Origin of the sequence: Enterobacter sp. 302C9 (genome assembly GCF_034106085.1) — a bacterium.
GTDB lineage: Bacteria > Pseudomonadota > Gammaproteobacteria > Enterobacterales > Enterobacteriaceae > Enterobacter > Enterobacter asburiae_B.
Genome location: NZ_JAWNBW010000021.1, coordinates 1 through 12,423, shown reverse-complemented (window position 1 = coordinate 12,423; position 12,423 = coordinate 1). Strand labels below are relative to the sequence as shown.

The 12,423-nt window shown below is 44.2% G+C and carries 9 protein-coding genes and 2 pseudogenes; 5 read left to right on the top strand and 6 right to left on the bottom strand.

Annotated elements, in window-relative coordinates; all coding sequences use genetic code 11:
- Positions 1–294 precede the first annotated feature (294 nt).
- Positions 295–1,293: pseudogene (locus UR289_RS21755) on the bottom strand (integrase core domain-containing protein); the annotation flags it as partial.
- Positions 1,294–1,374: 81 nt separating this feature from the next.
- A pseudogene (locus UR289_RS21750) lies at positions 1,375–1,590 on the bottom strand (hypothetical protein); the annotation flags it as partial.
- A gap of 98 nt (positions 1,591–1,688) precedes the next feature.
- On the opposite strand from UR289_RS21750, the gene UR289_RS21745 reads away from it, so the two are divergent.
- The 4 genes from UR289_RS21745 (at position 1,689) to UR289_RS21730 (ending at position 5,567) form a co-directional block, all read left to right on the top strand.
- Positions 1,689–3,605, top strand: coding sequence for a recombinase family protein (locus UR289_RS21745; protein WP_045143234.1), 1,917 nt, complete (start codon positions 1,689–1,691; stop codon positions 3,603–3,605).
- A 259-nt stretch (positions 3,606–3,864) separates the two neighbouring features.
- Positions 3,865–4,629 carry a lysozyme inhibitor LprI family protein gene (locus UR289_RS21740; protein ID WP_172972899.1) on the top strand — a complete coding sequence of 255 codons (765 nt, stop codon included), beginning with the start codon at positions 3,865–3,867 and terminating at the stop codon, positions 4,627–4,629.
- Positions 4,619–4,987 (top strand): hypothetical protein, encoded by a 369-nt coding sequence (locus UR289_RS21735; protein WP_045143233.1) that lies wholly within the window; start codon positions 4,619–4,621, stop codon positions 4,985–4,987. Before UR289_RS21740 ends, UR289_RS21735 begins: the two co-directional genes overlap by 11 nt.
- Positions 4,971–5,567 carry a hypothetical protein gene (locus UR289_RS21730; RefSeq protein WP_045143232.1) on the top strand — a complete coding sequence of 199 codons (597 nt, stop codon included), beginning with the start codon at positions 4,971–4,973 and terminating at the stop codon, positions 5,565–5,567. The genes UR289_RS21735 and UR289_RS21730 overlap by 17 nt, the downstream gene beginning before the upstream one ends.
- Before the next feature lie 351 nt (positions 5,568–5,918).
- Here the strand turns inward: UR289_RS21730 and UR289_RS21725 are convergent, their stop codons facing one another.
- Both UR289_RS21725 and UR289_RS21720 read right to left on the bottom strand, forming a co-directional pair.
- Positions 5,919–6,866 (bottom strand): hypothetical protein, encoded by a 948-nt coding sequence (locus UR289_RS21725; RefSeq protein ID WP_045143231.1) that lies wholly within the window; start codon positions 6,864–6,866, stop codon positions 5,919–5,921.
- On the bottom strand, positions 6,863–7,966 hold the full coding sequence (locus UR289_RS21720; RefSeq protein WP_181010274.1) for a hypothetical protein: 1,104 nt from the start codon (positions 7,964–7,966) through the stop codon (positions 6,863–6,865). The genes UR289_RS21725 and UR289_RS21720 overlap by 4 nt, the downstream gene beginning before the upstream one ends.
- 315 nt (positions 7,967–8,281) lie before the next feature.
- Here UR289_RS21720 and UR289_RS21715 point away from each other — a divergent pair, with 315 nt between their 5' ends.
- Positions 8,282–8,896 (top strand): recombinase family protein, encoded by a 615-nt coding sequence (locus tag UR289_RS21715; RefSeq protein ID WP_045143235.1) that lies wholly within the window; start codon positions 8,282–8,284, stop codon positions 8,894–8,896.
- A 129-nt stretch (positions 8,897–9,025) separates the two neighbouring features.
- Here UR289_RS21715 and UR289_RS21710 read toward each other — a convergent pair whose 3' ends face one another.
- Together UR289_RS21710 and UR289_RS21705 are read right to left on the bottom strand one after the other, a co-directional pair.
- Positions 9,026–11,230, bottom strand: coding sequence for a peptidase domain-containing ABC transporter (locus UR289_RS21710; RefSeq protein WP_045143230.1), 2,205 nt, complete (start codon positions 11,228–11,230; stop codon positions 9,026–9,028).
- On the bottom strand, positions 11,230–12,423 hold a 1,194-nt coding region (locus tag UR289_RS21705), incomplete at its 5' end, for an HlyD family secretion protein (RefSeq protein WP_320711575.1). The genes UR289_RS21705 and UR289_RS21710, both read right to left, overlap by 1 nt.

Sequence of the window (12,423 nt, the reverse complement as noted above, 5' to 3'; positions counted from 1 at the left end):
GTGCATTAATATAATCAAGCATACTCGAATGATCATAAAACCTTACCTCGTAAGCAACATGCTTTTTATAAATCAATATCCAAATATACTTTCTATTAATGTTATAAACTTTATACAACCTAACATTTCATTAATACATTTGTACATTTTACACGCGAGGAAATGCAAAGACAATTGTTTAACATGAACAAATAGCATACAATTTCTTAATAATATAATGTATTTATATTTTTTAACATAATTGTCACTAACGTTGCTAAACTTCCTAGTAAAATTTGTTAATAGATCCTTTTTGTCCCATGCATTTTTGAGATCCCGACCAGATATTTTTTTGCAGTATTCCTCCGTTATCATATCATTCAACAATTAATGCAGGCGTTCACGGCTATATTCTGACAACAATTTTTTCCGTCATTTCTCGTGCTTCATTCAGTGATTTGTACAGATAATAATCAGGTTCTCCTATATGGTATCTCCGGTTAAAATGCTCTTGAAAGCAATCTGCTTCGGTTTACCCGACTGGTTAAATTCCAGTTTCAGTATGTTTCTCTGTACATTCGTCATTACCAGCAAAATACACTCCGGACCTTTATCCATGCGCACCATAGCCGGATAGCCGCACTTTATCGTAATCCTATCGGATCCCTAGACCACTCATGGAGCGGGTAAATAAGGCCAATTTAAATCGGCAACTCCTCTCGGTTACATTCTGGAACTACTTTAAACGTTCGAAAACGACGACAACAGACTAAGGAATCATGCATAAAATCGATCATCTTTGGTTTAGTGTTTCCATAAGGACAAGTGTTGAGGGATTACACACCGATAACAGTTGTTTGCCCTGACGGCAATAATTCAGCTTCAGCAGAGTATAAATAGGGTGGATCCTATTGTGATGCCACGGGTATCCCTGTCGTCGCAGAATCAAGTACAGCTAGCAAAAATCGTATCGTGGATATCATTCTACTACCGCCTGCAATGCAGCAATAACGGGTTCGTCACATGAGATATCCGGACGGTAATGGTAAAACCCCTCAGCTTAGTTTATACAACTACTGGGCTGACGGATACTGAGTCCGGATGTATTGATTAGATAAATGACCAGCTCAGGCTTAGAGGCTGGTAATCATCTGTTTAAGATGTCTGTTCTCGTACTTAAGATCCAGTATCTTTAGTATCAGAAACGTCTATATCGCAGTAATGGGGCTTCCAGTTGTAGCAGGTGTCTTCAGAAAGGTCTGCCTTCAGCCCTACACCTTTGGCATTTCGTCCGGCTTAAACCGACTTAATCATGGCGATGATCTGCTATTCAGTAAAACGGACTATACGCATGGCGATCTCCTTTGTTGGCTGATTGATTATGCCCGCGTCTCTCTAAATGTGAATGAAACTATTATGTGAGATGCTTACGGTTACAGGGCAAGTTTGATTCTCAAGTTTGATAAGGTAGGTCACGGCATCTGTTCGATTTGTTGAACACATTCCCAGAGACGGTTGTAGACTACTGCAAACTTTAGGACGAAGGTTGGATCCAAAAATCTTACATAGATTATCTTTTGATAACTGAACACACCTTACATTTGCTGGCTTGACTAACATATAATTATTCACTGTTTAAAATTCACATTCATGCTGTTAGCATCAGGTCTATCTGATCAATCAATATCATCCGAAGGGAATCACACTCAATGAAACCCAAGCTGTATTCATACGTACGTTTTTCATCTGTGAAACAACGGGAAGGTAACTCCCTGGAGCGTCAGCAAGATACCGCTTTAAAAATTGCGGCCCGCTATAATCTCGAACTTGATACAACGGCTTTCCACGATCTCGGCATGTCTGCGTTCAAAGGAAAAAATGCTCATGAAGGGAAGCTATCGGAGTTCATCAAGCAGATTGGGGCTAAAGTTCCCGTTGGCTCGTGGCTAGTAGTCGAAAATCTTGACCGCATTAGTCGTGATGATGCCTGGAGCGCTTTGGATATATTCAAGAACATACTTAGCAGGGGGATAGTCGTTGTTACTGGCATGGATGAAAAGGTCTATAAGTACGCTGACGTAAAGAATAATCCAACTGATTTAATCATTTCATTGTTGATGTTCACACGCGCCCACGACGAATCGTTGACAAAAAAGAATCGAGTTGAAGCCCAGGCCCGTTCGTTGATACGACAGAACCTGACAAGAAAATCGGGCACACCAGCAAAAGCAATAGAATCTGTCGGTCAGAATGTTTGGTGGGTAGATACAAAATCAGGATACGTTACTCCACATCCTATATATTTTACCGCTGCTCAGAAGATTATCGAACTTAAACAAAACGGCGAAACTCTTCTTGGAATCCAACGATATCTTAACGAACATTACCCTGCCCCTAAAAAGAGGGTTTATAAAGACCAGACCGGTCAAGCGCTCCCCCCCAAAACTGAACAATGGGGTAAACATTTGATCAGAACCTTTTTGAACCCCACTGTTCATGGACAAAAAACCTTCACGCTGGATAAACGCGATGAATCAGGTGTCATCATATACGATTCCGAATCAGATGAGCCGTTAAAAGAAACCTTCATTATTCCTGATTACTACCCTGCTCTTATGTCGGAAGTGGACTACTTGACACTTTCGAAATTAGATCGACACCGCGCCATCACTCGTAATTCATCAAAATACCCAGCAGGTAACCCTGAACCAGAAATCCCGCTACTCTCAGGTATCGGTATTCTTTTTTGCGGCAAATGTGGTTCTTTCATGTTCAAATCTGGTTCAAGTGAAAACAAGTACCGTTATATATGTGGTTCGAAAATTGTTCAGGGTAAACCTTGCGGTAAAAAAGGTTTTACGTCATACCAGCTTGAGCACACTGTTTTGCAACTAATCGCTGATCATGTCTGGAACAATCACCAAGAAGATAAAACGGCCTGGTATGAATCTGAAATTGAAAAGGCATCAGAAGCTGTTAAAAAGCTGCTAAAGCTTGCAACTTTGACAGATGAACTCGAAGAATTGGCAGATCAGATTAATGCCAATAACCAGAAAAAAATAACGCTTGAGCGAGAATTTCAGCAGTACAAAATCCGTCGCTCTGAAATCCAAACTACTGGCTGGGATCAATTTCGAAATTTCGATGTTCATGACACTAAGAACCCTGACCGTAAGCGAATTAGGCTGAAGATTAAGCAAGCTATCAAACGTATTGATTGTTATGACATTGATGGGCGGCATAGTCATTTTGAAGTAACCTTCGCCGACGAGACAAAACAGAGAATCGTGATTAAGTTCAATCGAAACCGATCACCTGGTGTTTCGTATGTAGAAGCACAGACAGTAAATGATCATGACTTACTAAAAATGCAAGGACTAGTGTTGCACTCCTTCATTGATGAACTGATTTCACCTGAAAAATTTGCACAGCATATTAAGGACAAGCATGAAGTCAGCATTCTAAACCCGACGTTTATAACCAAGCTGGAGGATGGTGTAAACCAAGACGAAGGCAATGGATTGGCTATCAAGGTAGATAGTACGACAAGTAAATCGTATGCAACAGTCAACGGTATTAAATACGAGATTAACTCTCTGGAAGACTTAAAAAAACTCTCACAGTAAATCACTCTCCCCTTGCATACCTGTCAAGGGGGAGCTTACCAACGCTCCCAATAGCCTTATCTCCGTTTCAGTTACATCAAAGCATTCTCGGGATTCTTCACACCATAAATGATCGTTTTTATAGATCAATTTCAAGTTATTGATAGTTTTTACAGATCAATGTAAGATCATGATTCTTCGAGTAGTGTTTCTTACAAGCAAGACTCACGGGATGGTGCTCTGCCCCCCGATGGACTGCAGTAGAAAGAAGGTATCCAGAATGACTATCCTTATAAAAACATTAAAAATCATGGCGTCAGGCGTTGTGCTCATTTCAGGTATTACCGCCGCCTCCAGTACCGTCTATTTCTTGCCAGAGGCGAAATCAGCAGGTGTCGCCAGCAACGACAAAAACGCCCTGATGTTTCTCGGAATGGACAGGGATGTAAATCTGAAGGGAATATGCTTCGCGATAACAAAGCAATCATCCTCGATCGTGCCGCTGGTAGATATCACTGCTACAACTGATAACGGCAGATTCACGATGCACGGACTACGCCCAAAGAATAACGACGATACGAAGGAATTAGTCTGTTCACTTGGTTCAGAAGCTGGGGATTTCTTGACTGGCATTGCGAACTCAACCACCGTCAACGTGAAACTAGATTTCAATGGCGAGATCCGCAGTTACAGTTTCAACACTACAGAGTTCAGAAAAATACTGACTGCCAATGGTCAAGGTGTGTGGGACAAAGCAGCTAAAGACTACGCTCAAGGAGTTCGCGCACCCATTTTCTATAATAACAACCGCGAAGCCACCAAAAACAATGCAGTAACCTCAAATGTCGATACACATAGTTATAAAGCAAGCGATGAGAAACTAAATTCGGTCTGGAAAAACCTTAGCCCTGAAACTAGAAAACGATTACTCCCTTCCCAAAGAGAATGGATAAAGCAAAAATCCGGTTGCAATAATGAACAGAAATGTCTTACCGACATGACGAACAACCGTATTATTGAACTAGAATCTGAAAATGAAAAATAATGCACTGACTTTGGTTTTAAAAAACGACTGGATAACTTCGTCTTCTAGTCAAACCTATAACGGGAAATACATGGTTGGACATTTTCACTTGACAGATACGTTTATCGTTGAATATATGAAGCTGATACATGGAGTCGAAATACCTGTTTCATGGATAAGCAGCTGCTTCACTAATACATCAGATACCAATATCCGTAAGGTTATGTATATGGAAGGCTGCGGTATGTTATCTAACGATACAATGAATGAGATCCGTAATGCAGTTAAGTCCCCAACTGACAACGTGAAAATATACCGCAATGGGGAACATATTGTTAAGTTAGAAGTTATGGAAAAGCAAAATGAGAGCACACTCTAAACGTCACTTTAAAAAATCGATTGCAACTGTCGCCATCTCCTTCGGGCTTTATGTGTTGAACGGATTATTAATAACACCATGCCAAGCCAGTACATCCGAATCAATACAGGTATCAAATGGAGGCTCAACTTATTTTCAACAAAAACAACAACCATCCAAACCATCAATAATCGATATACTTCCAAGAGCGTATACTACCGGGGAAGTTTATGCGCGGTTTAAAGAACACGAATTCAGGGCAACGAATGACTTCAAGAAGTGTCGTTTGATGGTGATTGGTAAAATTAAAAGCATCGGTACAGCCACTTTCAGTAAAAAACCGTTAGTAACGTTATATGTCCCTGATTCGAATGAAGGATTAAAATTCATTTTCGAAAATACGGATTATGATAACGATAAAGTTGCTGCGTTAAACGTGGGAGATACTGTGATTATTGCCGGAAGGAATGCACGCCCTGGAACATTTGAAGGTATTTTTTTAGATGGCTCGCAAATCATGACGGGTATGATTTCAAAGAAGAAAAGGCAAATGCTGGCTGTAAATGGTGGAGTCTATGACCGGGAAATTTGCCATAAGTAACGTTCTATAGGATTTTCAAATGCAGGGGCGAATCCCCCCTGCATTACTCGCCAACGGATTAAGTTATTTAATCAATACATGTTCTGCTGTTTAGGATTCGATAAAAAAGTATACCCGACCGATAAGTCAGCTTTGTATCCCATTTCATCAGGCACCAGGGGCGGTGGAATGCGGGTTGTAGCCCACAATGTATCCCATTCTGTATCTCATTTGTAGTAGGTATGTATTTGCTTCTGATCTGACTAACCATTAACAAGTTTCTTGCACATCTACAGCAATGTAACTGGAACAAGTTTACGGGACATTTTGTGTCACGAGAGTCATACTTAACACTAAGATTACGCTTCTCTATTAGTCAAACCATGACTTGAACGTGTACTTGTCCCGCGCTTCCTGCTCTGACATCCCTGTGTAAGCAAAGAACTTTTTAAAGTCTGGTTTCTTAATTGGTTCTATACACTTCAAAAACGCCGCTTGTTTGTTCTCATAAGTCGGCACACCTCCCCATTCCCTGACTCGACTTAACTCAATGTTGCTTTCTGCGATAGCAGGAAACTCAGAAAGAAAGTGATAAAGTTCAACGATTACATGATCTATCAGCGCGATAGAGGTTTCAGTGATGTCAATGAAGCCCCCACAAAGTTTTTTTCCAAGCGTCTGTTGGACATGTTCGAGCGTCAGAATGTCACCATACATCGAAATCTTATCTTTAACTTGTTCGTTCAACTCGTTTCTGTATCTGAGTAAACCCATTGCCTCGTTGTAGTTTCCGAACAAAGCCCCTACTCTGACACTGTTTCGCCAGGTTCCCCTTAGCTCTTCAGATGACGGGGCTCTAATCTTCATTCGTAAAATACGATGCTTAATTTTCCATACGACTGACTCATACAGTTTTTTGTTCGCGGTCGGTATTGGACGTATAAAATACAAGCTGTTTGTACTAAATGTTACATCATCAAACTTAGTGATTATCGTTGTAAAAGCACCAGCCCTTACAAGTGGCTCATCACTGTCTATCTTAAGGTAATTGGTTTTGATGGCAACTAGGTTACTCAGGCAATCTTGTGCTAGCGCTACAGCTTGTATGGAAGTAATCAGATTATCTCTAGCGATTTTTTGTTGCTCTTGTCTTTTGTTGATATAGACCGCTGACACCCCTCCCAGAAAGGCTGAAGCAAATGCCATCGTAACAGGGAAGATGTAATCTTTCACATAATCTGTTGTTGGTCGTAATGACTCAATGGCTTTAGATATATCGCTGGTGTGCTGGTTTAGAATTAGCCAGTCAGTGAATGTCATGATTTATCCACCGTGTACTCGTAATGCATTTTCTCCTCAGACCCTATTTTGAAATCAGGATTTGCTTGCATAATGAAACACCACAAACCAAGAGCCTTACCTTTGTAATCCTTGGGAATCTCAACAGAGAATACGTCAGGGTCAGCTTTCGGAGTTATAGCAGTCACTTCTTGCTCATATACGGTATGCTCGTTGTATGCTTCAGTTATCATCGAACTGAGGCTACCAAACATGGCAAAACCGTTGCGTTCAAAGTCCTCTAATGATTCAGGGTTAAACGTGAAGCGCACGCTGTGAAGTTTCCCGTTTTCATCCATTTCTCCCTCTGGTTCGCCACATTCCCAGCGACCAAACCGCATCAGGTAGAAAGCAATATTCTTCTCATCGTGATCTTCAATCTCTTTCCCGGCACAGTACATCTTCACGTCACCGCAAATGAAACTTGCACGATTTTCTTCATCGACAGAGGCATCTTTACTATTGTCAGCTACCAGTTCGAAAACAAGAGGGGGCTTAGTCCCGACGTTCACGTCACCGAGCATCGCCATTTCATTGTTTGCAAGTGAATGTATCGGTGTTGTTTCGTACTTGTGTTTCAGTTCAATAAATGAATTCACAGGCAGCAATGTCCACATCCTGAGACAACGGTAATAGATTGCAAAATACAATGGAACACCATTTAGCTCACTATAGCGTTGAAGTTTTGCTACGTAGTCCTTTCTCAGTAGGTATGTTGATGTTGGGTTTGGGACACTAGTATTTTTCACCTCAACGAATATCTGCCGACCGTCCTTCAGGACGAGTCTATAGTCAGGTAGTAAAATATCAGCATCATCAGAAATGACGTCACCAGTGTCTTCAGTTTTTATCAGGCGACACCCTTGTAGTCCGGCGGCAACTTGACCAAAACACGCTTCCATGCGTTTCCCGTGAAGTAGTATCTGATTTTCCTGTGAAGCTTTGAGCGATTCGCCAAACTGTTCAAGAAATTTTTCAGTGTCCTCTGGTGATTTTAGTTTGTAGTCATGTTCACGGCTAAATGCTGTAAATACTTCCAGAGCTTCAAATTTTCCAGGATTTCTTACGAGGCGTTTCATCATTTGATGTTCTGTGTTTTTAGGAGGTTACCTAAAATTACACCTGAACAATGATGATGCGCAACAACACTTACAAGGAAGCCCATATAGGGGCGCGATTGGAGAATGAATTTAGCCTAGATTTTTTGACTACCCTGTTTTGTACCATCAAGCCCCCAAATATCCGCAAGGGAAATTGCTGATAAGATATCTCTTTTGGGTATACCTGATTAAGACCATGATACAAAGTCTCAATAGGGTTAAATTAAACTCTATTGACAGCATAACGACGTGATGTATCATATGGGTATCAACTCGATATTCAAAAGAGAATTCATAATGAATATCCGAATCTACTGCCGTGCATCTATTGAAGGCCAACATGCTGATCGTGCATTAGTAAGCTTGCGCGAATTTGCGCAAAGCAAAAACTGGTCGGTTGCCGGAGAATACATTGAGAATGCAAGTGGTGCGAAGCTGGAACGTATGGAACTGATGCGCCTACTTGCGGAAGCACAGCCTGGCGATTTGCTTCTAATTGAAGCGATTGACCGTCTCAGTCGTCTTCAACATGAAGAATGGGCTGAACTCAAAGCTACGTTGAACAGTAAAGGGCTGGTGATCGTATCAATGGACTTACCGACGAGTTGGCAGATGGTTGAAATGTCCGGTAACGACCTTACCAGCGGCATTCTTCGGGCAGTCAACTCTATGCTGATCGATATCCTTGCGACAATGGCACGACAAGATTATGAAACCCGCCGTAAACGCCAGGCACAGGGGATCGAGAGAGCAAAACAGGCAGGTTTATATACGGGGAAAGAAAAAGATATGGAAGCCCGTGAGACTGTTCGCGAAATGCTGGCCCAGAACGTTAAACCAGCCCACATCATGAAAGCGGCAGATATCAGCCGTGCCACCTTCTACCGAATCAAGAAGGAGTTAGTAAGCTAATTATATTAGAATTACATCGGAAGAATGCTCTCGGATATGACCGCCCGCCTTGAGTAAGGTGCAGACATTGCATACTATCTTTTGGTCATTCAAGTGTAAATATCCCGCTGAATATAGCATATTTGATAGTCAGGTCTCCTTAACCACATTATCATCATTGGCTTCATAAGCTGTATAATCATTATCCCCTGTGTACTGGCATTTCTGTTCTTCCAAATATCCATCTGCGAGATACAGAATCCGGTCTGCAGAGGCAATGGTTTCCGGGCGATGGGCAACCAGCAGGACAGGTAGCCCCAACTGGCGTAGTGTCTGGCTTATCTGGATTTCACTCTCAACATCAAGGTGGCTGGTCGCTTCGTCCAGTAATAAAAACCCCGGTTGTTTGTACAACGCTCTTGCCAGCAAAATACGTTGCTTTTGCCCTCCGGAGAGTCCACCACCGGTTTCACCGATTAATGTCTGATATCCCATTGGCATTGCCATGATATCAGTGTCAATCAGCGCAAGACGGGCACACTGGATCATTCTTTCCTGATTGCGGTCTTCGCTGAAGAAAATGATGTTATCTGCAATGGATCCCCTGAAAAGGTGATCATCCTGCAATACGGTACCAATCCGACGTCGTACCTGAAAATAATCGGGGTGCGTTTGCGGTATGCCAAATGTTCTGATTGTCCCTTCATCAGGAATATGAATCCCCAGGATAAGTTTCACCAGCGTCGATTTTCCGCACCCAGATTTACCCGTAATGGCCACCACTTCACCCGGCTGCAGCGCCAGTGAAATTCCGCGAAGTATCGGTTTGTTCCCGCCCTTGTGGCTGAATAAGATGTGCTCGATAGATAACGGGGGATGAGCTTCCGGATTCCCACTGACTACGGAGGTAATGACAGAAGTACTGACGTCTTCATGAACGGGCCGTTGCTGATGCCCTTCTGTTTGGGTTAGCACAATGTCAGCCAGACGCTCATTATAAACAGCAAGCATTCGCCACGAAAAAAACTTGTCAGTAAGGCTGCTAATACTTGAAGAAAAACGCATCTGATAAGACAAGTAGGCAACCAGCATACCGACGGTAAAGGTGCCATTCAGCACTTCACCGGCACCTTTCCACAAAATAACCGCCGATACCACACTGCCGGTCAGGGTGTGCGCAATGTCATAGCACATCAGCAGACGACTCTGGCGCAACTGCGTATTTCTCCGGGTGACGTTAAGATTCAGCCAAGCGGCTTCCCGAAATGCAGTCACACCGTTTATTCTCAGGCTCAGGATCCCGTTAAGGGTTTCAAGAAAATATCCTGATTCCCTGGCCCCAGCATCCCAGACGTCTTCTGCAGACTGTCGAAGAGACGGATACCAGAGCGCTCTCAGCACGCCGTAAATGACTGCTGCCAGTACCGCTATCAGCGTCATTTCAGGACTGTATAACAACATCATGCAGAGCGCAGTCACCACAAGCAGCACATCCAGAATGCCTTCAAGTACCTGCGTGGTCAGCGCCTGCTGGATGGTGTCTACCGCATCAAAACGCGCGTTAATACTCCCCTTACTGCGTGCATCGTACCAGGAGAGAGGGAGACGAACCAGATGATGGAACACCCGGGCAGTCCACTGCATATTAAAATTAACGGACAAGGTAATACTGGCCCACTGACGGGCCAACGACAGCAGCATCTGGGTAAGTGACAGCAGTAATAGGGCGATGATAATAACGGTCAACAGGCTTCGATCGGCGGCGACCAGGACTTCATCGATAACCAGCTGGTTGAGAAGAGGACTTCCTAATGTCAGTATCTCCAGCGCCAGGGCAAAAACGATGATGCGGGACATTGCCGCCAGTAGGCCGGGTGTTTTTCCTGTCAGCTGGCGTAGACGAATTTTCTTTCTTTCATCACTTGCAGTGAAATCGCTTGCCGGCATTAGCTCCAGCGCGACGCCGGTGAAGTGCTTCCCTGCGTCCGTCAGGGAAATTGTCACCTTCCCCTTATCGGGATCATGTATAACCAGCCTGCTCCCACGAACCTTATGAAGTACAACGAAATGATTCATGTTCCAGTGGAGAATACAGGGTAGAGAAAGAGACTTCAGGTCTTCCGGCTCCAGCCTGACGGCGCGGGAAGACAAACGGATACCGGCAGCACATTCAATCAGCCTCTGCAGGGTCATTCCCTGAGTACTGATACTGAAGCGTTCACGAAGGGTGGGAAGATCCGTCTGCAGACCGTGCCAGCTGGCCATCATTGCCAGACACGCCAGGCCACACTCCGCTGACTCTGTCTGGCGGATGAGGGGAAGCTGTCTTCTCCCTGTCCAGTTCAATGCTCCCATTACAGTTTTCCTTTCAGGCTCCAGAGCGGTTCTGTCAGCCACTCCCACAAATGACGTGTATCCAGGCTGACATCCCCTTCGAGGGTCATACCGGGACGAAGAGGTTCTTTTTTGCCATAAGCCAGAATAAAAGTATTCTCAGGTTCGACAATCACACGGTAGTGCCCTTCATTCTCCCTCCAGGTGACAGGGGATACGGAGAGTAAATCTGACGGCGTCAGCGTTGTACGGCTTATCTCACGAATAGTCCCGTACTGAACACCAAACTTCTGATAGGGGAAAGCAGCGAACCTGAGTGCAACACGTTGCCCCGGCTGGACAAATCCGGCGTTCTGACTGGTGGCATAGAGTTCTATCTGCAGACGCGCATTGTCGGGGACCAGCGTCATGACAGGTTCAGATGCTCTGACCGACTGCCCCTGCCTGACCAGCACGGCGGCAACGGTTCCGGATACCGGAGCGGTGAGCGTAAAATGCTCCTGTCCGGCCAGTTCGCCCTGCTGCTGTCTTATCCCCTGTAACTGCCTGTCCAGTTCAGCTTTCCGGCTTTCGCCCTGAACGATGAGATGGATAAGGTCGTCTTCAGCGGCCTCCATTGCTGTGCGTAATTGCAGAAGCCCCTGACGTTGATCCTCAACATTTTGCTGTGCCGTGGAGACGTCAATCTGCTTCTGCTGGTATTCGATATCTGAAACGTAATGCGTACCGGCAAGTTTTTTATAACGCTCCATGACGGACACGGCCAGCGCAACCTGATGCCCGGCAAGCGACAGGCGCTGCTCTGCACTTTTAATCTGAGGTTTCAGGGAGGCAATTCGCTGTTTTATGGCGTGCTGCTGCTGACTGTTGTCACGCATTTCGAGAGCCTGTTGAGAAGACAGCATGGCATACTGAGTTCTCAGGGACATGCCCATGGCAGCCAGCGTACCTGTGCCCTGTTCGTTATAATGCTCGCCGCTGATATGGTAAACGGGCTCACCTGCGATGACATGCTGACCTTCTGAAACAGTCTGTCGGGTGACGTATCCGGCATATTGAGGTGTTATTTTCACCAGTCCTGATGAAGGCATAACGATGCCTGTAAGATGTGCCTTACGGGTATAACTATCAAAATAAATAAATAATGCGATGCTCAAAACCAGGAATATTGTTGTAAGGGCGTATACTGTCATGCCGAATGATGTGGGTAAGAC